Source organism: Flavobacterium tistrianum, assembly GCF_003254545.1.
Classification (GTDB): Bacteria; Bacteroidota; Bacteroidia; order Flavobacteriales; family Flavobacteriaceae; genus Flavobacterium; species Flavobacterium tistrianum.
This window is the reverse complement of the sequence record NZ_QJRH01000073.1, coordinates 614,529-638,876: the sequence shown is the minus strand read 5'-3', so window position 1 is coordinate 638,876 and position 24,348 is coordinate 614,529. Positions and strand designations below refer to the sequence as shown.

Annotated in this window: 25 protein-coding genes; 13 read left to right on the top strand and 12 right to left on the bottom strand. The window is 33.4% G+C overall.

The window, feature by feature from the left end; translation table 11 throughout:
• Nucleotides 1-40 precede the first annotated feature (40 nt).
• From DMB71_RS21765 to DMB71_RS21740, 5 genes are all read right to left on the bottom strand, one after another.
• A complete protein-coding gene (locus tag DMB71_RS21765; protein WP_111369708.1) occupies nucleotides 41-880 on the bottom strand; it encodes an ion transporter in 840 nt (279 codons plus the stop codon).
• 30 nt (nucleotides 881-910) lie between these two features.
• Complete coding sequence (locus DMB71_RS21760) at nucleotides 911-2,272, bottom strand: exonuclease domain-containing protein (RefSeq protein ID WP_111369707.1); 1,362 nt, start codon at nucleotides 2,270-2,272, stop codon at nucleotides 911-913.
• 512 nt (nucleotides 2,273-2,784) lie between these two features.
• Nucleotides 2,785-3,444: a YggS family pyridoxal phosphate-dependent enzyme gene (locus DMB71_RS21750; RefSeq protein WP_111369706.1), complete on the bottom strand. Its 660-nt coding sequence runs from the start codon at nucleotides 3,442-3,444 to the stop codon at nucleotides 2,785-2,787.
• Between the two features lie 11 nt (nucleotides 3,445-3,455).
• Entirely contained in the window at nucleotides 3,456-4,343 is an 888-nt protein-coding gene (locus DMB71_RS21745; protein WP_111369705.1) for a 3-hydroxyacyl-CoA dehydrogenase family protein, read from the bottom strand.
• A gap of 89 nt (nucleotides 4,344-4,432) precedes the next feature.
• Nucleotides 4,433-5,398: a Gfo/Idh/MocA family protein gene (locus tag DMB71_RS21740; RefSeq protein WP_111369704.1), complete on the bottom strand. Its 966-nt coding sequence runs from the start codon at nucleotides 5,396-5,398 to the stop codon at nucleotides 4,433-4,435.
• A 267-nt stretch (nucleotides 5,399-5,665) separates the two neighbouring features.
• Here DMB71_RS21740 and DMB71_RS21735 point away from each other — a divergent pair, with 267 nt between their 5' ends.
• Nucleotides 5,666-6,307 (top strand): protein-L-isoaspartate(D-aspartate) O-methyltransferase, encoded by a 642-nt coding sequence (locus DMB71_RS21735; protein ID WP_111369703.1) that lies wholly within the window; start codon nucleotides 5,666-5,668, stop codon nucleotides 6,305-6,307.
• Nucleotides 6,308-6,336: 29 nt separating this feature from the next.
• On the opposite strand, the gene DMB71_RS21730 is transcribed toward DMB71_RS21735, so the two are convergent.
• From DMB71_RS21730 to smpB, 3 genes are all read right to left on the bottom strand, one after another.
• Nucleotides 6,337-7,386 (bottom strand): Fic family protein, encoded by a 1,050-nt coding sequence (locus DMB71_RS21730; RefSeq protein WP_111369702.1) that lies wholly within the window; start codon nucleotides 7,384-7,386, stop codon nucleotides 6,337-6,339.
• Nucleotides 7,387-7,470: 84 nt separating this feature from the next.
• A complete protein-coding gene (locus DMB71_RS21725; RefSeq protein ID WP_111369701.1) occupies nucleotides 7,471-8,109 on the bottom strand; it encodes a hypothetical protein in 639 nt (212 codons plus the stop codon).
• A gap of 81 nt (nucleotides 8,110-8,190) precedes the next feature.
• On the bottom strand, nucleotides 8,191-8,646 hold the full coding sequence (gene smpB / locus DMB71_RS21720) for an SsrA-binding protein SmpB (protein WP_095927676.1): 456 nt from the start codon (nucleotides 8,644-8,646) through the stop codon (nucleotides 8,191-8,193).
• A 140-nt stretch (nucleotides 8,647-8,786) separates the two neighbouring features.
• Here smpB and DMB71_RS21715 point away from each other — a divergent pair, with 140 nt between their 5' ends.
• Both DMB71_RS21715 and DMB71_RS21710 read left to right on the top strand, forming a co-directional pair.
• The gene (locus DMB71_RS21715) at nucleotides 8,787-9,425 is read left to right on the top strand and encodes an outer membrane beta-barrel protein (RefSeq protein WP_111369700.1); all 639 of its coding nucleotides are present in this window, start codon (nucleotides 8,787-8,789) and stop codon (nucleotides 9,423-9,425) included.
• A 108-nt stretch (nucleotides 9,426-9,533) separates the two neighbouring features.
• Entirely contained in the window at nucleotides 9,534-9,758 is a 225-nt protein-coding gene (locus DMB71_RS21710) for a VF530 family protein (protein WP_111369699.1), read from the top strand.
• A 1-nt stretch (nucleotide 9,759) separates the two neighbouring features.
• Here DMB71_RS21710 and DMB71_RS21705 read toward each other — a convergent pair whose 3' ends face one another.
• From DMB71_RS21705 to DMB71_RS21695, 3 genes are all read right to left on the bottom strand, one after another.
• Nucleotides 9,760-10,314 (bottom strand): DUF3575 domain-containing protein, encoded by a 555-nt coding sequence (locus tag DMB71_RS21705; protein ID WP_111369698.1) that lies wholly within the window; start codon nucleotides 10,312-10,314, stop codon nucleotides 9,760-9,762.
• Between the two features lie 111 nt (nucleotides 10,315-10,425).
• Nucleotides 10,426-10,974 carry a GNAT family N-acetyltransferase gene (locus tag DMB71_RS21700; RefSeq protein ID WP_111369697.1) on the bottom strand — a complete coding sequence of 183 codons (549 nt, stop codon included), beginning with the start codon at nucleotides 10,972-10,974 and terminating at the stop codon, nucleotides 10,426-10,428.
• A gap of 8 nt (nucleotides 10,975-10,982) precedes the next feature.
• Nucleotides 10,983-11,834, bottom strand: a complete 852-nt coding sequence (locus tag DMB71_RS21695; protein ID WP_111369696.1) for an aldose 1-epimerase family protein — start codon at nucleotides 11,832-11,834, stop codon at nucleotides 10,983-10,985.
• 186 nt (nucleotides 11,835-12,020) lie between these two features.
• On the opposite strand from DMB71_RS21695, the gene DMB71_RS21690 reads away from it, so the two are divergent.
• Nucleotides 12,021-14,291, top strand: coding sequence for a M1 family metallopeptidase (locus tag DMB71_RS21690; RefSeq protein ID WP_111369695.1), 2,271 nt, complete (start codon nucleotides 12,021-12,023; stop codon nucleotides 14,289-14,291).
• A 190-nt stretch (nucleotides 14,292-14,481) separates the two neighbouring features.
• Here DMB71_RS21690 and DMB71_RS22035 read toward each other — a convergent pair whose 3' ends face one another.
• Entirely contained in the window at nucleotides 14,482-14,649 is a 168-nt protein-coding gene (locus tag DMB71_RS22035; protein ID WP_162614864.1) for a hypothetical protein, read from the bottom strand.
• 201 nt (nucleotides 14,650-14,850) lie between these two features.
• On the opposite strand from DMB71_RS22035, the gene DMB71_RS21685 reads away from it, so the two are divergent.
• The 9 genes from DMB71_RS21685 to DMB71_RS21645 all read left to right on the top strand — a co-directional run bounded on the left by DMB71_RS21685 (nucleotide 14,851) and on the right by DMB71_RS21645 (nucleotide 24,322).
• Nucleotides 14,851-15,486 (top strand): GNAT family N-acetyltransferase, encoded by a 636-nt coding sequence (locus DMB71_RS21685; RefSeq protein ID WP_111369694.1) that lies wholly within the window; start codon nucleotides 14,851-14,853, stop codon nucleotides 15,484-15,486.
• A gap of 64 nt (nucleotides 15,487-15,550) precedes the next feature.
• Nucleotides 15,551-16,744: an argininosuccinate synthase gene (locus tag DMB71_RS21680; RefSeq protein ID WP_111369693.1), complete on the top strand. Its 1,194-nt coding sequence runs from the start codon at nucleotides 15,551-15,553 to the stop codon at nucleotides 16,742-16,744.
• Entirely contained in the window at nucleotides 16,737-17,714 is a 978-nt protein-coding gene (argC, locus tag DMB71_RS21675; RefSeq protein WP_111369692.1) for an N-acetyl-gamma-glutamyl-phosphate reductase, read from the top strand. Before DMB71_RS21680 ends, argC begins: the two co-directional genes overlap by 8 nt.
• Nucleotides 17,715-17,804: 90 nt before the next feature.
• A complete protein-coding gene (locus tag DMB71_RS21670; protein WP_111369691.1) occupies nucleotides 17,805-18,944 on the top strand; it encodes an aspartate aminotransferase family protein in 1,140 nt (379 codons plus the stop codon).
• Between the two features lie 85 nt (nucleotides 18,945-19,029).
• Nucleotides 19,030-20,223, top strand: coding sequence for a glutamate-5-semialdehyde dehydrogenase (locus tag DMB71_RS21665; protein WP_111369690.1), 1,194 nt, complete (start codon nucleotides 19,030-19,032; stop codon nucleotides 20,221-20,223).
• An 89-nt stretch (nucleotides 20,224-20,312) separates the two neighbouring features.
• Entirely contained in the window at nucleotides 20,313-21,074 is a 762-nt protein-coding gene (gene proB / locus DMB71_RS21660) for a glutamate 5-kinase (RefSeq protein WP_111369689.1), read from the top strand.
• A 74-nt stretch (nucleotides 21,075-21,148) separates the two neighbouring features.
• Nucleotides 21,149-22,102, top strand: a complete 954-nt coding sequence (locus tag DMB71_RS21655) for an N-acetylornithine carbamoyltransferase (RefSeq protein ID WP_111369688.1) — start codon at nucleotides 21,149-21,151, stop codon at nucleotides 22,100-22,102.
• Nucleotides 22,103-22,197: 95 nt separating this feature from the next.
• Nucleotides 22,198-22,974 (top strand): acetylglutamate kinase, encoded by a 777-nt coding sequence (gene argB / locus DMB71_RS21650; RefSeq protein ID WP_111369687.1) that lies wholly within the window; start codon nucleotides 22,198-22,200, stop codon nucleotides 22,972-22,974.
• A gap of 277 nt (nucleotides 22,975-23,251) precedes the next feature.
• Nucleotides 23,252-24,322 carry a M20 family metallo-hydrolase gene (locus tag DMB71_RS21645; RefSeq protein WP_111369686.1) on the top strand — a complete coding sequence of 357 codons (1,071 nt, stop codon included), beginning with the start codon at nucleotides 23,252-23,254 and terminating at the stop codon, nucleotides 24,320-24,322.
• Nucleotides 24,323-24,348: the final 26 nt, after the last annotated feature.

Below are 24,348 nucleotides of genomic sequence, written 5' to 3'. Positions count from 1 at the left end.
AAGGAGGAGTTGGAATGTACAGCTGGATTAGCTTCTAAAATTAATTATTTGGCAGTTCGGTTCCGCATTCGTAACAATATTTTGCATTGTCAAAATGGACTTGAGACTGACATTTTCTGCATGTTTTTTTTCCGCTTACTGAATTGTTTCTTAAACTGCTTTTTGCAAATTCTGCAGTTACAATTCCAGTTGGAACGGCGATGATTCCGTAACCTAGAATCATTACAAATGCTGCTATAAATTGTCCTAACGGAGTTTGTGGCGAAATATCTCCGTAACCAACTGTTGTGAGGGTTACGATTGTCCAGTAAATCCCCATTGGAATGCTTGTGAATCCTGATTCTCTGCCTTCGACTAAGTACATTATAGTTCCGATTATTACGGTACTAATTAGAACAAAATAAATGAAAACCAGAATTTTTTCTTTGCTGGCTTCTATAGCTTCTTTTAGTTGAAGTGATTGATGGTTGATTTGCGGAATGTGTAAAATTTTGAATAATCGAAGGAAACGCAATGCTCTTACGATTGATAAAATGCTTGCGCCAGGAAAAAAAATGGATAAATACATTGGTAAAACGGCAAGCAAATCGATGATTCCGTAAAAGCTGAAAATGTATTTGACTGGTTTTTGGATTGAGATAATTCTAAGTATATATTCGATGGTGAAAAATACTGTAATTATCCATTCGCATACCAATAATTGGGCATGATATTTAGAACTAACTCCTTCAACGGTATCAAGCATTATCAAAAGAACGCTCAGTAAAATTAAACCCAGCAATACTAAATCGAACATTCGCCCTAAAATGGTGTTTGTGCCATATAGAACAATTTTGACTTTTTCTCTAAAGATTTCGTATTGTGATTTTGTTTTTTTCATATCCTTAAAGATAATGAAAGTTTTCAATGGTTAAAAATGAAGAATTTTTAATGATTTGCTTTTTCGGATATAACTCTGAATGATATTTTTTACGTCGCGATTGTGCTGCATTGGAACCAGAATATTTTTTAAGATTTCGATATTAGTGATTTGATAATTTAAATCATAATAGGCGTAACCTTTGTAAATTCCGTCTTCGATCAGAATGGCGCTTCGTTCGTTTACATTTCTTCCTCGGTCTATCAGAACCATATTTTTGTTCTCAAAACTGTTTTCTGAAATGAATTGCTGTACTCTCAAATTGTAAACTTCTGGAGTAACTTCGCCAATGCAGGCGCCGTCACATTCTTTGATTTTATATTGAAAACACTCTTTTTTGGTCTGATATAAACCTGTTAGTTTTTGGCACAAATGATATTTTGAAGTAAATCTGAAAAGTGCATTTTTACCTTCTTGTAACGATGCAAAAGAGGTAATTTCTTTTTTTCGTCCATCTGCTTTCTCCAATTTCAAATTGATATAGCCGTTTGAATCTTTTTCTGCATATAATGCAAAAGGAAAAACAGTTTTCTTTTGTGAACGATTATAGCGCGGACGATTGATTTTTACTTCTTGACTTTCTTTTAAAAGCGCAATTAATTCGCTTCCGGTTTCATCGTAAGTAATGGTGAAAACTTCTGCCTGAATTCGTTTGCTTTTGGTTGTAACTCCCGTAAAATGCTGATTGACTCTTTTTTTAATATTTTGGCTTTTGCCAATGTAAATTAAAGTCCCATCTTCTTTGTAGATATAATACACGCCTGTTTTAGCTGGCATTTGATTTAAAATATCCAAGAATTTTGGAGAAATTCCTTTTTCTACTTCGAGTTTTATAAAGTCTTTTACGATGGTTTTCTCAACATCTTTTTCCAAAAGCATTTTAAAAAGCTTCGTTGTAGCCATGGCATCTCCACTCGCGCGATGTCTGTCGGCCATTGGGATTCCGAGTGAACGAACTAATTTTCCTAAACTGTAAGATGGCTGTTCCGGAATTAGTTTTTTTGCTAATTCTACTGTACAAAGTGTTTTTGCTTCAAAATCGTAACCTAAACGTCTGAATTCTGTACGCAAGATTCTATAGTCGAAAGAGGCGTTGTGAGCTACGATAACGCAATCTTGAGTGATTTCTATAATTCGTTTAGCAACTTCATAGAATTTTGGAGCAGAACGCAACATAGTGTTATTAATTCCAGTCAGTTTTACTACGAAAGGCTGAATCGGAATTTCAGGATTGACAAGGCTAATGAATTGATCAACTACTTCATGCCCATCAAATTTGTAGATAGCGATTTCGGTAATTCCCTCTTCATTAAATTGTCCCCCAGTGGTTTCTATGTCAAGTATTGCGTACATATTCAATGTCAATGTCAAATATCAATGGCAATTACAATATCAAAACTCAATATCAATTTTGAAAATTGTTATTGTAATTGGCATTGTCATTGATATTGAAAAATTATCTTTTATTTATTATCATTTTTGATGAAATTGCGATTAATTGCTCTACTTCGACTAGAAGTTTATTTCTTTTACTGTCATCGCCTTCTTTAATATAATCTAGAATTTTTAATGAGTTTCTTGATTCTTTTAACTCCTTCACGACTAATTAAACTTTAAAAACAAAATCTTTATCAGTTATTGTCCCTTGTGCTTCTCCAAAATTTAGAGAGGAACTTCCTGATGATCGATTAATTGATTTTTATAATATTCATTTTCAAATAACCTTTCTAATTGTCGAGTGAAAAAAATACATTCTCCAGCAAATCGCACTAATCGATCTTCAAAATTGAATATTTTTTCCATTTAAATTTTTCCCATTTTTAAAATTGATATTGATTTTTGCAATTGTAATTGATATTGAAAAATCAACGACTTCCAAAAATGCTGCTTCCAATGCGAACCATTGTGCTTCCGCATTCTATTGCTAATTGATAATCTCCAGACATTCCCATTGATATCGTGTTCAGATTGCAGTTTTCTGTTTGCAGATTTTTTATCGAATCAAAAATGTTTTTTAAATGGGTAAATTCTTTTTTAATCTGGTTTTGGTCTTCGGTGAAAGTTGCCATTCCCATTAAACCTAAGATACGAATATTTTTTAATTCTTTAAATTCTGAAGAAGTTAAAAGTTCATTTAGTTCATTTTCGTCTAAACCAAATTTAGATTCTTCTTCAGCAATATAAATTTGAAGAAGACAATCTATTATTCTGTTATTTTTTGAAGCTTGTTTATTGATTTCTTGTAATAATTTCAAACTGTCAACGCCGTGAATCAAAGTGACATACGGCGCCATAAATTTGACTTTATTCGACTGAACATGACCAATCATATGCCATTGAATGTCTTTTGGCATTTGTTCCCATTTTTCAGTCATTTCCTGAATTTTGTTTTCTCCAAAAATGCGTTGACCTGCTTCGTAAGCCTGCATCAAATCTGAGACAGGCTTTGTTTTTGAAACGGCAACAAGAGTTACGTTTTCAGCTAAACTTGCTTTAATTGTATTTAAGTTCGATTGAATCGACATGGTATTTCTTTTTATAAAAACTGCTTCGAGATTTTCTCTGCTTTTTTGCTTTCGCTGTAATCATAAAAACCTTCTCCAGATTTTACTCCAAGTTTACCAGCTCTCACCATATTTACTAAAAGTGGGCAAGGAGCATATTTAGGATTTTTGAATCCGTCATACATTACGTTTAGAATGGCAAGACAAACGTCAAGGCCAATAAAATCAGCTAATTGCAATGGTCCCATTGGGTGACCCATTCCTAATTTCATTACCGTATCGATTTCGTAAACTCCAGCAACACCATTGTATAACGTTTCGATTGCTTCATTTAGCATTGGCATTAAAATTCTGTTTGCTACGAAACCTGGATAATCGTTTACTTCAACAGGAACTTTACCTAATTTTTCTGACAAAGTCATGATAATTTTAGTTACTTCATCGCTTGTATTGTATCCGCGGATGATTTCAACTAATTTCATAATCGGCACTGGATTCATAAAGTGCATTCCAATAACACGTTCAGGATGTGCTACAACAGCTCCAATTTGTGTAATTGAGATTGAAGAAGTGTTTGTTGCCAGAATAGTATTGTGAGAACAATATTCGTTTAATTGTTTGAAGATGTTCAGCTTTAATTCAACGTTTTCAGTTGCGGCTTCAACTACTAAATCAACTCCAACAACTCCGTCTTTTAAATCTGTATACGTAATAATATTGGTAATTGTTTTAGTAACATCTTCTTGAGTTATCGTTCCTTTAGACAACATACGGTCTAAGTTGGCAGCAATTGTTGCCATTCCTTTATCTAATGATTTTTCAGAAACGTCGATTAATTTTACGGTAAATCCGCTTTGCGCAAAAGTATGAGCAATTCCGTTACCCATTGTTCCTGCTCCAATTACAGCTATTGTTTTCATTTTATGCTAGATATTTTTTTATGATTTAGCCACGAATTCACCAAATAATTCGTGAATTCGTGGCTATTTATTTTGATTTACTTTTTTTACTATTTATTGAAACAATCAATAATCTGATAAGCCACACGTAATGCGTCTGTTGCCTGCTCAAGTGTTACAACTGGGGTTGTATTATTGTTAATTGCATCTGCAAACGAATTTAACTCATCTAAAATTGCATTGTTTTGCTCTACATCTGGATTTGTGAAATAAATTTGTTTTTTCACGCCTTCTGCATTTTGAAGGATCATATCAAAATCTCCAGGAACTTCTGGCGCATCTTTCATACGAACCACTTCGCATTTTTTCTCTAAAAAGTCAACTGAGATATAAGCGTCTTTTTGAAAGAAACGTGATTTACGCATGTTTTTCAACGAAATTCTGCTTGCCGTTAAATTGGCAACACAGCCATTTTCAAATTCAATTCTGGCATTGGCAATATCTGGCGTGTCGCTAATTACAGATACACCGCTTGCGTGAATGTCTTTTACTTTTGAATTAACAACGCTTAAAATTGCATCAATATCATGGATCATTAAATCTAAAACCACAGGAACGTCTGTACCACGCGGATTGAACTCTGCCAAACGATGCGTTTCTATAAACATCGGATTTTCGATCATGTTTTTTGTAGCAATAAAAGCGGGATTAAAACGCTCTACGTGGCCAACTTGCCCTTTTACATTGTATTCATTAGCTAAAGCGATAATTTCTTCAGCTTCTTCTACAGTATTTGCAATTGGTTTTTCAATAAAGATATGTTTTCCTGATTTGATTGCAACTTTTGCACATTTGTAGTGTGAAAGGGTTGGAGTTACAATATCAATCACGTCTACAGCGTGAATGAGTTTGGCAATTGTGCTGAAATTTTTATAGCCAAATTCTTTTGAGATTTTTTCGGCATTTTCTTGATTTTCGTCGTAAAATCCAACTAATTCGTATTTGTCAGATTGTTGTAATAAGCGTAAATGTATTTTACCAAGATGACCAGCACCTAAAACTCCTACTTTTAACATGAGAATGTATTTTAAACAAAAATATAATTTATTTGTTTACCGTGAAAATGAATTTAGGTAATTGTTAGTTATGAGTTATGAGTTATGAGTTATGAGTTATGAGTTATGAGTTGTGACTTATGAGTTATGACTTTCAACTTCTAGCTTCTAACTTCTAACTTCTAACTTCTAACCCTTAACCAATCCCCCTTAACTTATTTTAATTAAAAATCAATATTTGAAATCCTGTTTTGTTTCTTATTTTTGCGAAAATAAAACCTACCCATTTTGAAAGACACTGCCAAACATCAAGGACTTCGTAATCAATTAGTAGCCACTTTAGAACAAAAAGGAATTACTGATAAAGCGGTGCTGGATGCGATAAAAAAAATCCCGAGACACCTTTTTTTAAATTCAAGTTTTGAAGATTATGCTTATCAAGATAAGGCTTTTCCTATTGGAGCTGGGCAGACTATTTCGCAGCCTTACACGGTTGCTTTTCAGTCACAGTTATTAGAAGTAAAAAGAGATCATAAAATTCTTGAAATTGGAACAGGTTCTGGTTACCAGACTGCTGTTTTGTTTATGCTTGGAGCAAAAGTGTATACGGTTGAAAGACAAAGTGAATTGTTTAAAACGACATCGAATTTATTTCCGAAATTAAACATTCGCCCAAAACACGTTACTTTTGGCGACGGATATAAAGGATTGCCAAATTTCGCACCCTTTGACAGTATTATAGTTACGGCAGGTGCACCGTTTATTCCGCAACCATTAATGGCTCAATTAAAAATAGGAGGAAGATTGGTTATTCCACTGGGAGAAGATGTTCAGATTATGACTTTATTAATCAGGAAAAACGAAACTCAATTTGAAAAACATGAGTTTGGAGAATTTAGATTTGTTCCTCTATTAGAAGATAAAAATTAAAAGAAAAGCCCGTTTTAAAGCGGGCTTTTTTATTGGGTAAGAATTGAAATATACCTTTCTAAGCTTTCTTTCTCTTTTTGGGCTATAAAGAGAAAAAAGTCTTCTTTGTCTTTTTTGGTTTGAGCAATTTCTAAAGATTGGTAATATTGCATTCGAGTTTCGTAATCACCTTTAATATTGGCTATTGGATAACCTTTTTGCATCAGTATTAAATTCATAATTAATCTTGAAGTTCTTCCGTTTCCATCAATAAATGGATGAATTGTAACTAATCGTTCATGCATTTCAGCAGCAAGAATAATGGGGTGTAATTTATTTTTGTTGATTTCGTACCAAGTAAAATATTCTTCCATTTCCTGCGGAACCATTAAAGGCTGTGGAGGCATGTGACTGTTTCCTTGAATCATAACCTGAACTTTTCTGTAACGTCCGGCATCCTCTGGAATTATTCCACGAAGAATTAAATTATGAATTGCTAAAAGATCACGTTCGTTTAAAGAATTGTTTTTGCTCATTAACTCTTTTATAAAACCAATAGCTTCCTGATGATTAATGGCTTCAAGATGTTCTCGCATACTTTTTCCAGAAATTGTCAAGCCTTCATTGATAACCATATCAGTTTCACGAAGTGTCATGGTATTTCCTTCAATTCTATTGCTTTCAAAGGTATATTCTAATTCCAATGCTTGTTTGATCTTAAAGCTGTCGTACTGGCGATAGGAATCTAACTTTTCTTTTAAAGCATCAATCTCTTTTAGAATTTTCTCTAACGAAGTAGATAACTTAAGATTCGAAACTGTTTTATTGTATTTAATTTCGTCTTCAGCAACTTTTAATGCTTTCAAGGCAAGATCATCATCACCAATTTCGTAAAGTATCTTTTCTTTAAGCCAGGCAATCATTAAGGTTTCATAATCAATTTCTAAAAGTTGAGAAAGTTTAATTATTTGATCCTTTGTAGGTTTTCTTGTCCCCGATTCAAATTTACTTATCAAAGCTTGGTCAATTCCAGCAAGTTGTGCCAATTCACGTGTTTTTAAACCTTTCTGTTCTCTAGCATTTTTTAGTAAAGATTTCATTTAATGAAAATTTTAGTCTTGACAAATTTAGTCATTTTTTAAGTCAAAAGAAAAGCGATATTTAAATATCGCTTTTCTATATTGCTATTTTGGAGGTAAAGAGCCGTCTTTTCGCATTTCTTTGACTACAGCTTGCATAATTGCATCAACTGTTTGTCCTAAATCTGTAACGTATTGTGACTCTGTAGTTCCTGTCCATATTAATTTATTTTGTTTTAATGAAAAGACATTGGTTTCTACCATATAAGAAGTGGTTTCCTGATAGTAGCCTGGATCGTAGAAGTTTGGAGAGTACATTCCGTACCAGTTTCCGAAACCATATCCATACATACCTGTATACATTCCGTCAAAACCTCCGTAATACATTCCGGTGTAAGTGCCAGGAACATAATTAACTTCTTTTTCCTTGCTCACTAAACGCATACTGATTACGCCGTCAAAATTTTCGTCCTGTAGAATCTTTAGTTTTTGTTCTTGCGTTAATTGTGTGGTTGCATTTAAATATTGATACGAAGTTTTAAATATAGGATTTCCTGCTGCAATTCTATTTTCAGTAATTCGTCTCGAAGCTTCATCTTTGACCAAAGCCACAACCAAAACTTTCTTAAATTGTTCCTGAGTGATTGTTACATCAGGATCTCTCCAGCTATTTACAATAGAAGTATTACTGCCACAACTTGAAAACGCCGCAATAGCGAAAAACAAAACGAAGTACTTTTTCATATTTTACAGTTACATTATTTTGTAATAAAAATAACAATAAAATATTATAAATACATCATTTAGAGTGAATTAAATTTGGTTTTAATTGTAAGCTTTTTTAATACGATCTAAATCACGTTTCGTATCTTGTTCTTTTAGGGATTCACGCTTGTCATAATTCTTTTTCCCTTTGCACAATCCGATTTGAAGTTTGGCTAAACCTTTTTCATTTGTGAACAGTTTTAAAGGTATAATGGTTAAACCTTTTGCCTGAACACTTTTATGAAGTGTTTTTAATTCCTTTTTATTTAAAAGTAATTTTCTTTCACTTCTTGATTTATGATTGAATTGATTTCCAAAAGAATATTCTTCAATATAAGTATTAATGGCGAAAAGTTCCATGCCACTAAATTCACAGAAGCTTTCGGTAATATTTGCTTTTCCTAAACGGATAGATTTAATTTCTGTTCCTGCCAAAACAATTCCAGCAGTATAAGTATCGATTATTTCGTAATCGAATCGGGCTCTCTTGTTAAGTATATTGACTGATTTTATCATAGCTGCAAATGTAAGACAAAATTGAAAAATTGTGGCATTTAAAGATAATTAAAGTTTTTTTTAAATCTATGATTTTAATCAGTCTTGAGCAAAAAGCTTACTCATAAGTTTGTCCTGTAATTAAAAAAAAACGAAATAAAATGAAAAAGATTGTAACATTAGTGAGTATGGTATTAATCGGTTTAACTGCTAAGGCTCAAGATTCGTCTCATGGATTAAAAGGTGCTTGGTTTGCAACTTCTCAGTTTGGCTATCAGCAGACTAAAAATGATGGCAATAAAAACACAAATTTGTCTGTAATCCCAGTTGTAGGTACGTTTGTTACTCCATCTGTTGCTGTTGGGGCAGGTATTGGATATATTAATATCAAAGCCCAGACAGATGCGGGAACAGCAGCTAAGACAGATTTAATTGTTGTTCAGCCTTTAATTAGAAAATATTGGAACGTAGCGGGTTCATTATATTTCTTTGGACAAGCAGCAATCCCCGTTATTACTGGAAAAGAGAAAGAAAGTGAGTTGAAAGTTAATCAAGTTGGATTATCAGTATCTGGAGGGTTAGATTATTTTGTGACGAAAAACTTTTCTGTAGAGTTTTCTTATGATTTGGCTAATTTTACTTCAACAACATTAAAAGCTCAAGATGGAGAAAAAACAACTGTAACCAATTTTGGATTGGCACATGTTGCTAATGTTGACCCATTTTACAATACCGCTTTGGCAGGAAGTAATCCTAATTTGACTTCTCCTGTTTCTGTCGGATTTAAATTCATATTCTAATTTATTCTTTATTTGATTAATGTAAAATTCTATTTAGTAATTTTGCGAAAAAAGAAGACCGTACTTTTTTGAAGTACGGTCTTTTTGATAGTATTTAAAAAGTAAAAAATGCAAAATCAATCTAAAGATCCTTTACACGGAATTACACTTCAAAAAATTGTCGAAACACTGGTCGACTATTATGGTTTTGATACTTTAGGGGAATTAATTCCAATAAAATGCTTTAACTCAAACCCAAGTGTCAAATCAAGTCTTACTTTCTTAAGAAAAACAGATTGGGCTCGTAAGAAAGTAGAAGAGCTTTACATTAAAACGCTTCCTAAATTAAGCTGATTTATAATTTATAGGAAATCATAACTCCGCCACGGTACGGAAGCCATTCGCCACTTTTATTATAGTGAACTGCTTTGTCATATCTTCCTGGAGTCCCATCGTTATAATATCCGTGATAAAAACCTTGGTGCCAACCGCCTCCTACAAAGAAGTCAAGTAAAAATTTATCACTTAGTTTTAGGTTGTAACCAACTGTAGCTCCAATTCTATAGCCAAAGCCATCTTCGTAATTGTTACTATCCCAATAATTCCATTTTTGTATTTCGTACTTATCAGCGCCAATATGTGCTCCAGCATAAAAACCATTGTATTTTTCTTTAAAATGGTAACGAATTTCAGGAGTAACAGTTACAAACTTCATTGGATGATGTCCGTTAAAAGACTCCCAAAACGAAGCCATAACGTCTGCACTAAAAGTTGTTTTTTCTCCAATGCTGGTTTCAATACCAATGTTGGGAATGGCTAATAAAGCTGTTGCTCCATTAAATTTCACAAATGTCTGACTTTGCATTTGCACACAAAATAGAAGAACAATTAAGGCGGGTATTTTTTTCATAAGTATTTTTTGGAAATCAAAACAGCGATTTTTTGCTGATTTTGATCGCAAATATAACAGATAATGCTGAGTAGCTATTGTTTATAAGATTATTTTAACAAGAAGAAAATATTACTTTTCTAGTAATGAGTAAATTACCTTGTCTATAAATTTTCCATCCCAGAATTCTACTTCTCTTAAATGGGCTTCTTTAACAAAACCGCATTTTTGTAATACTTTTTCAGAGGCATAATTTTCTGGATCAATTACAGCTTCAATTGAATGCAGTTTTAAATCTTCAAAACCGTATTTAATCAGTTGGTTAACAGCTTCTGTAACAATTCCTTTTCCATGATGGTCAGGTGAGAGAATATAACCAATTTCAGCTCGATAATTCTCCGGTTGCATTCTGTAATACCCAATAATTCCAATTAGTTTAGAATCATTTTTAAATCGGACGCTCCAGTTTATTCCTTCATTAGTGTCAATCTTTTCATCAATCATTCTAATGAGCTCCAAAGCATCCTCGTGGTTTTTTGCCAGAGGTCTCGGAATATATTTCATATTTTCAGGATTAGAACGCAAGTCAAAGACTTCCTGTACATCTTTATCTGTTAGCCTGTCTAAAATTAAGCGTTCTGTTTCGATTATTGGAAATGGAGTAAAATTGAAATCTAACATTTTGTCTCTTATAATATAGTAATACTAAATTTTGCACTGAAATTTTTGTTTTCATCCAAAATCAAAATTCCTTCTTTTTTATATAAGTCTCCTGAATTTTCATCGGTATCAGAATAGCCAAGCCAAGGTTCAATACAGATAAATGGCGCATTTTCTTTTGTCCAGATTCCTAAACTTGGAAAATCATTATAGCTTACTTTTACATAAGGCTTTGAATTGTTTAGAATAGTTAAAGATTTTGACTCTAATGTTTTAAAAATTAAAGCATCATTTTTAAAGAGTTCATAATTTAAAGGGACTAAATTATTTTTCGTTTCTAAAACTTTGGTCTTAGAAGAAATCAAATCATTTTCAAGAAGATAATACTTTAAAATTTCTTTTTTTTCGAATTGAAAAGCATAATCTTCAAAATTGTCTGGAAGTGCAATTGCAGGATGTGCTCCAATTGAAAAAGGCATTTTTTCTTTTCCGTTATTAATTACTTTGTATTCAAGTTCCAATGAGCTTTCGTTAAGCGTATAAATAAGTTGTAATTCAAAATCAAAAGGATATTTCTGTAATGTTTCTTTAGAAGATTTAAGAGAGAACACGGCTTTGCTTTCAGTTTTTTCAATCAATTCAAAGTCCATGTCACGGGCAAATCCATGACGCGGCAGATGATATCCTTTTTCATTGATTGTGTAAGTATTGTTTTTTAAAGTTCCTACAATTGGAAAAAGAACAGGAGAATGCTTACCCCAAAAATCTGGATTGCCTTCCCAGATATATTCATTGTTTTGATTGTCTTTTATAGAAAATAATTCAGCTCCAGCATGTTTAATCGAAGCTTTTAATATAGAATTTGAGATAGTTGTAGTCACAATATTGAATCTAAAAATGAGTGTTCTTTTAATAGATGTAAATATATTTTATAAAATTTAGTTTTTTAAGAAAATAGCTTAAATTATTTTATTGGTAAAATTTTGCTAAAATTGAATTTATGTTTTGAAATATCTCCGTAAATAGCTTTTTTTTTCATTAATTTGCTACATAAACAGCTAAAAAATATGAAAAAGCAATCTGCAAAAGCCATTTTAACCGCGGCTTTATTTTTTGGGATTTCTTCAGTTTGGGCGCAGCAAACTCCTTCAGCACCAACAGCAAATCCAGTAAACAATTACAATTATCATGATGCCTTTGGACCTCATTTTTACACCAAAAATGCTACATCAACTCGTACTGCGAGCGGTGAGCCAGGAGTAGAGTATTGGCAGAATAGAGCCGATTATCAGATAACGGCAAAATTAAATGCAACTACAAACGAGATTGTAGGGACAGATGAAATTACTTATACTAATAATAGTCCTAATAAATTAGGATTTCTTTGGCTGAATTTAGATCAGAACTTATTTAAAGAAGATTCTAGAGGAAATGCTGTAGTGCCTTTAACAGGAAGCCGTAACGGAGCTCAAGGACAAGTTTTTGATGGCGGGAATAAAATTAAATCGGTTAAAGTAATTTCTGGCGGAAAAAACAAAACTGAAGTTGATGCTAAGTATATAGTTACAGATACCAGAATGCAGATTTTCCTTCCTCAGGAATTGGCCGCAAAAGGAGGTTCTGTAAAGGTTAAAATTGAATTCTCTTTCATTGCTCCTTTCGAAGGATCAGATAGAATGGGGGTTTTAGAAACTAAAAACGGAAAAATCTTTACAATTGCACAATGGTACCCGCGTATGTGTGTGTACGATGATGTAAGAGGATGGAATACAGCTCCATATTTAGGTGCGTCTGAGTTTTACTTAGAGTATGGAGATTTTGATGTAAAATTAACTGTTCCGGGAAATCACTTTGTTGTAGCTTCTGGTGAATTATTAAATGGTCAGGAAGTGCTTTCTGCAGATCATTTCAAAAAATATAAAGATGCAGCAAACAGTGATAAAACGGTAACAATTCGTTCTGAGCAAGAAGTAAATTCAGCTTCAAATGCAAATGCAGGAGCAGAAAAAACATGGCATTATAGAATCAAAAATGCACGTGATTTCTCTTGGGCATCATCTCCAGCTTTTATCTTAGATGGAGCAAAAATTAATCTTCCAAGCGGTAAAAAATCATTAGCATTATCTGCTTATCCTGTTGAAAGTGCAGGACAAGGTGCTTATGGGCGTTCTACAGAATATGTAAAAGCTTCAATTGAGCATTATTCAAAACAGTGGTTTGAATATCCTTATCCGGTAGCTACAAACGTAGCAGGAAATGAAGGAGGTATGGAATATCCTGGAATTGTTTTCTGCGGATGGAAGTCTAAAGGACAAGATCTTTGGGGTGTAACAGATCACGAATTTGGTCATATTTGGTTCCCAATGATTGTGGGGTCAAACGAAAGATTATTTGCTTGGATGGATGAAGGATTCAATACATTCATCAATTCATTAAGTACTGCTGCATTTAACAATGGTGAATATAAAGAAGAACCAACAAATTTGCATGAAATGGCAGAACCGTTTACTAGACCTGATTTAGAAACGATTATGAGTTCTCCTGACAACATGAAGGAAGCTAATATTGGTATGTTGTGCTACTTTAAGCCAAGTGCAGGTTTAGTAATTTTAAGAGAACAAATTTTAGGTAAAGAGCGTTTTGATAATGCTTTTAGAACTTATATTCAGCGTTGGGCATACAAACACCCGCAACCAGATGATTTCTTTAGATCTATGGAAAATGTTGCTGGTGAAGATCTAAGCTGGTTCTGGAGAAGCTGGTACGTAAACAATTGGAGATTCGATCAAGGAATTAATTCAATTAAATATGTAAAAAATGACCCAGCAAAAGGTGTTATAATCACAGTTGAAAATTTTGATAAAATGCCAATGCCAATTGTTTTAGATGTGAAAACAAAAAGCGGAAAAGTAACTAGGGTTAATTTGCCAGTAGAAATCTGGCAAAGAAATAATTCATGGTCTTTCAAACACAATTCTACAGAAGAAATTGAAAGCATTACTTTAGATCCAGATAATGCTTTTCCAGATAATAATACATCTAATAATGTCTGGAAAGCGGGAAATGGAAAAATTGAAAAAGATATTATTCTGGATGGATATCTAGGAAGTTATGTTACTACTAAATCTCCTTTAACAATTGAATTAACGGAGAAAAATAGTACTTTACATGCAGAACTTCCAAATTATCCACAATTTACCCTTTCTCCGGTAGCAGGTGAAAAGGATACATTTGAATCGAAAAGAGCTGGATTAAAATTCAAATTTAATGAAGCAAAAACAGGTTTCGATATGACACTTACAGGAAATGGACAAGTAATACCATTTACTAAAAAGTAATAATTCAAAAATAAAATATTCAAAACCCGATAGCTAGAAATAGTTATCGGGTTTTTATTTGTTTCAAGTTTCGGGTTTCAAGTTTAGGATTATGCTTGGATCAAATTAGAAAGTAGAGCCTCAGAACCTGAGTATCTTAGAGTCTTAGTAACTTATAAAGATAACAAAACGTAAAAAAAATGTTAGAATTTTATTTTTTTGTTTTGTGAATTAAAAAATAATGTACTTTTGCACCGATGAATAAAATAAGTTTACATATAACTTCTTTGTCACGGACAAACTCACCGATTACTTCTCCCGAAGTACGGACACTATCTCTATAGTGTTCACTGAGTTTTATAGCCGTATATTTATTCATACCCTTTTTTCATTTTGAAATCACATAATTTGTCCATTGGACAAACATATCCTAAAAGTATTTATTATTTTGTAAATTTTCTTAATCAATGTTTTGATTTTGAGGATGTTACTTCTATTTTGCTTAATTTTATTGGATTCAATTCTGGATTTCAAACGAATCAATATGCTTTAATTTTTAACTCTAACTTCAATAATTGAAATGAAGATCTCTATTGTTGTTACCCAGGAAGAACACTTCAAATACGCGCAAGAAATCTGCGATACGATAGAATCTTCTGCCTTGTTAAGAGGCACGGGGATTGCTAAAAGAACTCCTGAGTACATTCAGAAAAAAATGGCAAACGGTGATGCAATGATTGCTTTGGCTGACGGAAAGTTTGCAGGTTTTTGTTACATAGAAAGCTGGCAGCACGGAAAGTTTGTTGCGCATTCTGGGTTAATTGTACATCCAGATTATAGAAGTCATGGTTTGGCGAAAAAGATAAAATCAAAAGTTTTTGAATATTCTTTGAAAAGATTTCCAGACGCTAAAATATTTGGAATTACAACTGGTTTGGCCGTAATGAAAATTAACTCTGAATTAGGATATAAACCAGTTCCTTTTTCAGAATTGACAACTGATCCAAGTTTCTGGGCAGGCTGTAAAACGTGCACAAACTATCATATTCTGCAAAGCAAAGAGAATAAAATGTGCCTTTGCACAGGAATGTTATACGACCCACAAGAAAAACAAAAAACACCGCCAAGACATCCTTTTAATGAGGCTGTTTTGAACAGACTTAGAAAAATAAAACAGGCTTTATTCTTAAATAAAATCTTGTCATTGTTTGTTTAAGTCAAATGAATTAGAAAAAATCTCAAACTGCTACATACGAAAGTATTAGCCTAAATTATAAAAAATGAAAAAAGTAGTATTAGCTTATAGCGGAGGATTAGATACCTCGTATTGTTTGAAATATTTAAAAAATGAAAAAGGATACGAAGTTCACACTGTTCTTGTAGACACAGGAGGATTTTCTGCTGAAGAATTAACAGCTATTGAAAAAAGAGCTTATGAGTTAGGAAGTGCACAACACGCCAACTTAACGATTTTAGATAAATATTACGATAAAGCTATAAAATATCTGATTTTCGGAAACGTATTAAAAAATAATACTTATCCATTATCAGTAAGTGCAGAGCGTGTTTTTCAGGCAATTGAAGCTATAAAATATGCAAAAAAAGTAGGAGCAACTGCAATCGCTCACGGAAGTACTGGTGCAGGAAATGATCAAATTCGTTTTGATTTGATTTTCCAGACAATCGCTCCAGAAATCGAAATCATTACACCAATTAGAGATTTAAAATTATCAAGACAAGAAGAAGTAGATTATTTGGCTCAAAACGGAGTTCACTATTCTTGGGAAAAAGCACAATATTCTATCAATAAAGGGCTTTGGGGAACAAGCGTTGGAGGAAAAGAAACTTTGACTTCAAGCCAGCCATTGCCAAGCGAAGCTTATCCGTCACAATTACAAAAAGAAGGAGAAGAAAAAGTTACACTTCATTTTGAACAAGGAGAATTAGTTGGTTTAAACGGAAAAACTGACAAACCTTCAAATAATATTGTAGCTCTTGAAAAATTGGCAAGCGCTTACGCAATTGGTAGAGATATTCACGTTGGAGATACAATTATTGGAATTAAAGGAAGAGTTGGTTTTGAAGCAGCTGCTCCATTGATTATCATCAAAGCACACCATTTATTAGAGAAACACACTCTTGGAAAATGGCAGCAATACTGGAAAGAGCAGTTAGGAAACTGGTACGGAATGTTATTCCACGAAGGACAATTCTTGGATCCAGTTATGAGAAACATTGAAACTTTCTTGCAAGACACTCAAAAAACAGTAAACGGAACGGTTACAGTTTCATTAAAACCATATCATTTCTCATTGGACGGAATCGAATCTGAAAACGATTTGATGAATACAGGTTTCGGTCAGTACGGTGAAATGAACAATGCTTGGACATCAGAAGATGCAAAAGGATTTATCAAAATTCTTGGAAATGCACAAAACATATTCTCATCTGTAAATAAATTAGATCATGATTAATGTCGGAATTATTGGTGGTTCGGGTTACACGGCCGGAGAACTCATCAGAATTTTAATGTATCATCCAAAAGTAAACATCGATTTTGTTTACAGTACAACAAATGCTGGAAAGCCGCTTTCTGTAGCACACCATGATTTGATGGGCGATATTGAAATGAATTTCACAGCCGAAATCAATCCAAATGTGAATGTTGTTTTCTTGTGTTTAGGTCACGGGAAATCAATTTCATTTTTGAAAGAAAATCAGTTTGCAAGTCATACCAAAATTATTGATTTAGGAAACGATTTCAGATTGAATAAAGATGCTCATTTTGAAGGAAAAGATTTCATTTACGGATTGCCGGAAATCAATAAAGCGGAAATTAAAAAAGCAAATTATATCGCAAATCCAGGTTGTTTTGCAACCGCTATTCAATTGGCTTTATTGCCATTGGCAGAGCACAATTTGCTGAATAATGACGTTCATATTAATGCAACAACAGGAAGCACAGGAGCAGGCGTAAGTCTTTCAGAGACTTCTCATTTTAGCTGGAGAAACAATAATTTTTCGCATTATAAAGCTTTTGAACACCAACATTTAGGTGAAATTTCAGAAAGTTTGGTTCAGTTGCAAGATGATTTTGACAGCGAATTGCTTTTTATTCCGAACAGAGGAGATTTTCCAAGAGGAATTTTTGCAACTTTATATACAGTTTGCGATGATAGTTTGGAACAATTAGTAGCAAAATACGAAGAGTTCTATAAAAATGAGCCTTTCGTAACCGTTACCACAACAAACATCAACATGAAACAAGTGGTTCAGACGAATAAATGTATTATTAGTTTATTGAAAAAAGGAAACCGGGTTCTCATAACATCAATTATCGATAACTTAACCAAAGGTGCTTCGGGACAAGCAATTCAAAACATGAATTTAATGTTCGGATTAGAAGAAACCACAGGTTTACATTTGAAACCAAGCGGATTTTAATAATAGTTGATAGTTGTTGGTTTATAGTTGATGGAAACATCAGATAAGACCATCAACCAACAACAATCAACCAACAACTAAAAAGAAAAAATGAACTTATTCAACGTTTACCCATTATACGACATAACTCCAGTAAAAGCAGTAGATTGTACAATCATTGACGACAAAGGAGTAGAATATTTAGATTTATACAGCGGACATGGTGTGATTTCTATCGGACACACACAGCCAGATTATGTAGCTAAACTTAAAAATCAGATAGATAATTTAGGATTTTATTCTAATGCCATTCAGAATCCTTTGCAGGTTGAATTGGCTCAGAAATTAGGAAAACTTTCAGGTCTTGAAGATTACGAATTATTTTTATGCAGTTCTGGAGCTGAAGCCAACGAAAATGCTTTAAAATTAGCTTCTTTCCATAACGGAAAATCAAGAGTAGTGGCTTTTCAGAACTCTTTCCATGGAAGAACTTCTGCAGCAGTTGCGGTTACAGACAATAAAAAAATTGTTGCTCCAATAAATGCACAGCAAGAAGTAACGTTTTTACCACTAAACCAAATCGAATTGGTTGAAAATGAATTAGCTAAAGGAGATGTTACAGCTGTAATTATCGAAGGAATTCAAGGAGTTGGAGGTTTAGACCAAGGAACTACAGAGTTTTTTCAGGCTTTAGAAAAAGCATGTAAAAAATACGATGTAGTTTTAATCTTAGACGAAGTACAGTCAGGATATGGAAGAAGCGGTAAATTCTTTGCTTTCCAACATCACGGAATCAACGCTGATATTATTTCAGTTGCAAAAGGAATGGGGAACGGTTTCCCTGTTGGAGCGATTTTAATTTCTCCAAAATTTGAAGCAAGTTTCGGATTATTAGGAACTACTTTCGGCGGAAGCCACTTGTCTTGTGCAGCAGGAATTGCAGTTTTAGATGTAATTGAAAAGCTTGATTTACAAAAGAATGTAAATGAAGTTTACGAATATTTCTTAGAGAAAATCAAAGAAGTTGACGGAATCAAACAAGTAAAAGGAAAAGGCTTGATGCTTGGAGTGGAGTTTGATTTTGATGTAGCAGCTTTAAGAAAGAAATTAATTATCGAAAAGCACATTTTTACAGGAAGCGCAAACAATAAAAATCTATTGAGAATTTTACCTCCTTTAACTGTGAAAAAAGCAGATATCGACACGTTTGTAAAAGCGTTGAAAGAAAGTTTGGAAGAACTTAAAAACTAAGTTTGACTTACACTGTTAATTCGTTTAATCGTTTAACTGGTTAATCGATTAAACGAATTGACGATTAACCAATTAAACTAAAAAAATGAAACCATTATCAATTGAAACACGCAACGCTGTTTTGCGGACTATGGCAAAGCTGGTCGAACAGGAGCGGAATGAGATAATCTTGACCAATCAAGAAGATCTTACTGATTACGACGGTTCAGATTTAGCGATGGAAGAACGCCTGAAAGTAGATGATAAAAAAGTAGATGAAATGATTTTATCGCTTAATCAGTTAGCTTCACAGGAAGATCCCATCGGTATTGAGCGTTTTCATTTTACTCATGATAATGGAATTAAAGTAGTGAATAAAACAGCTGCTTTCGGAACGATTTTAATTATTTATGAATCTCGTCCAGATGTTACAATCGAAGCGGGCGGAATTGCTTTTAAATCTGGAAATAAGATTTTATTAAAAGGAGGAAAAGAGTCTTTAAAATCAAACTTGAAAATCGTAAGTCTTTGGCATAAAGCTTTAGAAGAAAATGGAGTTTCAAAAGACTGGGTAGAATATCTGAACTATAACAGAACAGAAACTCAGGCATTTTTAGAAAAACCAACTCAAAAAGTCGATTTAATAGTTCCGCGAGGAGGCGAAAAACTAATTGAATTCGTAAAAGCGCATGCGACTTGCCCAGTAATCGTAAGCGGACGAGGAAATAATTTTGTTTACGTTCATGAAAAGGCAGATACTGATTTGGCGTTAAAAGTAATTTTAAATGCTAAAACATCTAAAATTTCGGCTTGTAATGCTCTGGATAAAGTTTTAATAGATTCTAAACTGCCCAATTTTGAAGGTTTCGCAGCAATGTTGATTGAAGCTCTAGTCGAATCAAAAGTGGAAGTAATTGTCGACAAATCGTTAGAGAATTTCGAAAATACCAAAACCATCGAGAACGAAGATATTTGGTACGAAGAATTCTTAGATTATAAAATCGTAATCGGAACAATTGATTCTCAGGAACATGCCATTGATATGATTAATAAATACTGCGGAGGACATTCTGCAGCAATTATTACAAGAGATAACGAAGCTGCTCAGCAGTTTATGGAATCGATAGATGCCGCAGCAGTTTATCAAAATGCTTCAACCAGATTCACAGATGGAGGACAATTTGGTTTAGGTGGAGAATTAGCGATAAGTACAGATAAATTGCATCAAAGAGGTCCAATTGGTTTACAGCATTTGGTAACCAATAAATGGTACGTTTACGGAGAAGGACAGATTAGATAATTGAGATAATTTGATAATTGAGGCAATTAGATAATTCTATAAAAAGCTTAGAATCTTAGCATCTTAGAACCTTAGTATCTTTTAAAGAAATGGCAAAAAAGAGAATTTTATTAAAAATAGGAAGTAATACTTTAACCAAAGAAACCAATCATATTTCGCGGGGAAAGATTGAAGACCTTGGAATACAGATTGCAACTCTGAACGACGAATACGAATTTATCATAGTGAGTTCAGGAGCAATTGCGGCGGCAAAACAATTTGTAAAACTGGATAATCAAGATAAAGATGTTTTTGTAAAACAAGCTTTAGCTTCAATCGGACAGCCACATTTAATGCGGATTTACAATGAAAATTTTAAGGATTTAGGATTGAATACTTCTCAGTGTTTACTTTCTTATTCTGATTTTGAAAAGGAGCAGACCAAAAAGAACATTGTAAACACCATTAATGTATTGGTTAAAAACAATTACATTCCGATTATCAATGAAAATGATACCGTGGCGACAGATGAGATTCGATTCGGAGATAATGACAAATTAGCGGCTTTAACGGCGGTTCTTTTAAATGTTGATATTCTGATTATTGCAACGAATACAAACGGAATTTATACCAAAGAATCCATTCATAACGAAGTTCCGGAAACGATTAAATTGGTAAATGATTTAAAATCGCTCGAAAAAGAAATCGGAGATTCAAAATCATCACACGGAACTGGAGGAATGCAGTCCAAAATCGAAGCAGCAGGAATTGCAAAAGCAGCAAACATAGAAACTTGGATAGTTAACGGGCTGAATGATAATTTTATTTTGCGGGCACTGAAAGACGAAATTCCATTTACTAAAATAATTTAATGAGTCAATTAGATAATTAGAAAATGACACAATTATCTAATTATCAAATTATCAAATTTTCTAATTAAAAAAACATGAACTATATTTCAATAAAAGACATCAGCTCATTATCAAAATGGGTAAAACAAGCGATCAAAATCAAAAAGAATCCGCTTAAAAATCAGAGTTTAGGGAAGAATAAAACTCTTGGAATGTTATTCTTCAATCCGAGTTTAAGAACGCGTTTGAGTACTCAAAAAGCGGCCATGAACTTAGGAATGAACGTTATGGTAATGAATTTTACCAACGAAGGATGGACATTAGAATTTGAAGACGGAGCGGTAATGAATTCTGGTGCTTCAGAACACATCAAAGAAGCTGCAGAAGTAGTTTCGCAATACTGTGATATTATTGCGATTCGTGCTTTCGCAGGTTTGGTTGATAAAGAAAAAGATTATCAAGAAACTGTAATTTCAGGATTTTTGAAATACGCTACAGTGCCAATCGTAAATATGGAAAGTGCTATTCGTCACCCATTACAGTCGTTGGCAGATGCAATTACAATGGAAGAATTCAAGCCTAGACACAAAAACAAACCAAAAGTTGTTCTTTCGTGGGCGCCACATCCAAAAGCATTACCGCAGGCAGTTGCTAATTCATTCGTAGAAATGATGCAGATGCAAAAAGATATGGATTTTGTAATCACGCATCCAGAGGGTTACGAACTAAGTCCAGAAATCACACAAGATTGTAAAATAGAATATGATCAAGACAAAGCTTTCGAAAATGCCGATTTCGTTTATGTTAAAAATTGGAGTAATTTCAACGATTACGGAAAAGTAACCAACAGCGATCCAAATTGGACAGTAACAGCTGAAAAAATGGCTTTAACCAACAACGGAAAATTCATGCACTGTCTTCCGGTTCGTCGTAATGTAATTGTTACTGATGAAGTTTTAGATGGAGAAAATTCAATTGTAATTGAACAAGCAAATAATAGAACGTATTCTGCGCAATTAGTTTTACAAAAGATTCTTAAAAAAATATAGTTTTTTGAGGTGCTAAGGTTCTAAGTTTCTAAGATGCTAAGGAACTTGCCTAACAAAAGCCTTAGTCCCTTAGAACCTTAGCAACTTAGTACCTCATGAAAAAAGTTACCGTAATCAAAATAGGTGGAAACATCATCGATAATCCAGCAGAATTAGAACAATTCTTAACCGATTTTGCTAAAATAGAAGGCTATAAAGTTTTAGTTCACGGAGGTGGAAAATCGGCTACGAAAATGGCGCAGAGTATTGGATTAGTTCCGCAAATGATTGACGGACGCCGAATTACAGATGCTCCAATGCTTGATGTTGTCGTGATGATTTATGCCGGACAAATCAACAAACATATTGTAGCGCAATTGCAGGCAAAAGACAATAACGCAATTGGTTTTTCTGGTGCTGACGGAAATTTAATTCAATCAACGAAAAGAAACCACCCAACAATCGATTACGGATTTGTAGGCGATGTAAAACAAGTAAACACAAAATTATTAGCGACTTTATTAGAAGCTGGAGTTGTTCCCGTTTTCTGTGCTATTACACACGACAAAAACGGACAATTGTTAAACACCAATGCTGATACAATCGCAAGTGAACTATCAATTGCTTTATCTGAAGTTTTTGATGTTACGCTGACTTATTGTTTCGAAAAACAAGGCGTTTTACAAGATTCAGAAGATGATTCATCTGTAATAACAGAAATAAATGAAGCTTTATATCAAAAACTAAAAGAAGAAAAAGTAATTCATTCCGGAATGATTCCAAAATTGGATAACTGTTTCAATAGTTTATCAAGAGGTGTTCAGAAAATCAAAATTGGACATCACAAAATGCTTCAAAATTCAGATATTCCACATACAACAATTACATTGTAAAAAATGTTGCCACGAATTGACTTTGATTTTTGCTGTTAAAAGAGAAAATAATTTTAGATAAACATTAAAAAGTTCATTTTGATTTTAAATCTAAAACAAAAAAATAATTTGCGAAAATTCGTGTAATTAGTGGCAAAAAAAGAGAGTTGCGCAGTACTTTTAAATATTAATTTAAGAAATTTGCGCCAATTAAATTTAGGTTAAGATTGACTATAGTGACATAAGTTTAGAAAAAACTTAGAACCTTAGAATCTTAGCATCTCAGTACCTAATAGAAATGAAAAATATAGATACGCTTACCCAAGAAGCAATTAGTTTATTAAAAAGTCTAATCGAAGCCCCTTCATTTTCAAGTGAAGAAGATCAAACGGCTCTTTTAATCGAAAATTGGTTCAATCAGAATGAAATTCCATTCAAGAGAGAAAACAACAATGTGTGGGCTTTCAACAAATATTTCGACGAAAACAAACCAACACTTTTATTAAACTCACATCACGATACCGTAAGACCAAATCAAGCCTACACTAACGATCCGTTTAAGGCAATTGAAAAAGACGGTAAATTATTCGGTTTAGGAAGTAATGATGCCGGAGGATGTCTAGTGTCTTTATTGGCAACATTTGTATATTTTTACGAAAACCAAAATTTATCGCACAATATTGTTATCGTTGCTTCGGCAGAAGAAGAAAGCAGCGGGAAAAATGGTTTAAACAGCGTTTTAAAACACTTGCCAGAATTGGATTGCGCAATTGTGGGTGAACCGACTTTAATGCAATTAGCAGTTGCAGAAAAAGGTCTTTTGGTTTTAGATGTAAAAGTAAAAGGAACAGCAAGCCATGCGGCGCATCAAAACGATGATAATGCTTTATACAAATCAATTCCGGTAATGGAATGGTTTAAAAACTATAAGTTCGACAAAATTTCAGACGTTTTAGGTCCTGTAAAAATGACTGTAACCCAGATTAATGCTGGAAAACAACATAATGTTGTGCCTTCAGAATGTGATTTGGTTGTGGATATTCGTGTAACAGATCGTTACACTAACGCTGAAATTTTGGAAGTTGTAAAAGCAAACGTAAATGCCGAAGTAACACCAAGATCTATGCACTTGAATTCATCGTCTATTCCAATCGAGCATGGTTTGGTTCAGGCAGGAATTTCATTAGGAAGAACAACTTATGGTTCACCAACACTTTCAGATCAATCGGTTTTAAGCTGTCAGTCTTTGAAATTAGGACCAGGAGAAACATTGCGTTCGCATTCAGCAGATGAATTTATTTTTGTAAATGAAATTGTAGAAGGAGTCGACCTGTATATCAAAATACTAACCGGTTTCTTTAAATTATAAGAAAAGAAAAACCGCCACGAATTCAC

Excerpts from the sequence above, each read along its gene's own strand:
- DMB71_RS21765 (WP_111369708.1), bottom strand. The coding sequence starts at position 880 with ATGAAAAAAACAAAATCACAATACGAAATCTTTAGAGAAAAAGTCAAA.
- DMB71_RS21760 (WP_111369707.1), bottom strand. The coding sequence starts at position 2,272 with ATGTACGCAATACTTGACATAGAAACCACTGGGGGACAATTTAATGAA.
- DMB71_RS21750 (WP_111369706.1), bottom strand. The coding sequence starts at position 3,444 with ATGTCGATTCAATCGAACTTAAATACAATTAAAGCAAGTTTAGCTGAA.
- DMB71_RS21745 (WP_111369705.1), bottom strand. The coding sequence starts at position 4,343 with ATGAAAACAATAGCTGTAATTGGAGCAGGAACAATGGGTAACGGAATT.
- DMB71_RS21740 (WP_111369704.1), bottom strand. The coding sequence starts at position 5,398 with ATGTTAAAAGTAGGAGTTTTAGGTGCTGGTCATCTTGGTAAAATACAT.
- DMB71_RS21730 (WP_111369702.1), bottom strand. The coding sequence starts at position 7,386 with ATGAAATCTTTACTAAAAAATGCTAGAGAACAGAAAGGTTTAAAAACA.
- DMB71_RS21725 (WP_111369701.1), bottom strand. The coding sequence starts at position 8,109 with ATGAAAAAGTACTTCGTTTTGTTTTTCGCTATTGCGGCGTTTTCAAGT.
- smpB (WP_095927676.1), bottom strand. The coding sequence starts at position 8,646 with ATGATAAAATCAGTCAATATACTTAACAAGAGAGCCCGATTCGATTAC.
- DMB71_RS21715 (WP_111369700.1), top strand. The coding sequence starts at position 8,787 with ATGAAAAAGATTGTAACATTAGTGAGTATGGTATTAATCGGTTTAACT.
- DMB71_RS21710 (WP_111369699.1), top strand. The coding sequence starts at position 9,534 with ATGCAAAATCAATCTAAAGATCCTTTACACGGAATTACACTTCAAAAA.
- DMB71_RS21705 (WP_111369698.1), bottom strand. The coding sequence starts at position 10,314 with ATGAAAAAAATACCCGCCTTAATTGTTCTTCTATTTTGTGTGCAAATG.
- DMB71_RS21700 (WP_111369697.1), bottom strand. The coding sequence starts at position 10,974 with ATGTTAGATTTCAATTTTACTCCATTTCCAATAATCGAAACAGAACGC.
- DMB71_RS21690 (WP_111369695.1), top strand. The coding sequence starts at position 12,021 with ATGAAAAAGCAATCTGCAAAAGCCATTTTAACCGCGGCTTTATTTTTT.
- DMB71_RS22035 (WP_162614864.1), bottom strand. The coding sequence starts at position 14,649 with ATGAATAAATATACGGCTATAAAACTCAGTGAACACTATAGAGATAGT.
- DMB71_RS21685 (WP_111369694.1), top strand. The coding sequence starts at position 14,851 with ATGAAGATCTCTATTGTTGTTACCCAGGAAGAACACTTCAAATACGCG.
- DMB71_RS21680 (WP_111369693.1), top strand. The coding sequence starts at position 15,551 with ATGAAAAAAGTAGTATTAGCTTATAGCGGAGGATTAGATACCTCGTAT.
- argC (WP_111369692.1), top strand. The coding sequence starts at position 16,737 with ATGATTAATGTCGGAATTATTGGTGGTTCGGGTTACACGGCCGGAGAA.
- DMB71_RS21670 (WP_111369691.1), top strand. The coding sequence starts at position 17,805 with ATGAACTTATTCAACGTTTACCCATTATACGACATAACTCCAGTAAAA.
- DMB71_RS21665 (WP_111369690.1), top strand. The coding sequence starts at position 19,030 with ATGAAACCATTATCAATTGAAACACGCAACGCTGTTTTGCGGACTATG.
- proB (WP_111369689.1), top strand. The coding sequence starts at position 20,313 with ATGGCAAAAAAGAGAATTTTATTAAAAATAGGAAGTAATACTTTAACC.
- DMB71_RS21655 (WP_111369688.1), top strand. The coding sequence starts at position 21,149 with ATGAACTATATTTCAATAAAAGACATCAGCTCATTATCAAAATGGGTA.
- argB (WP_111369687.1), top strand. The coding sequence starts at position 22,198 with ATGAAAAAAGTTACCGTAATCAAAATAGGTGGAAACATCATCGATAAT.
- DMB71_RS21645 (WP_111369686.1), top strand. The coding sequence starts at position 23,252 with ATGAAAAATATAGATACGCTTACCCAAGAAGCAATTAGTTTATTAAAA.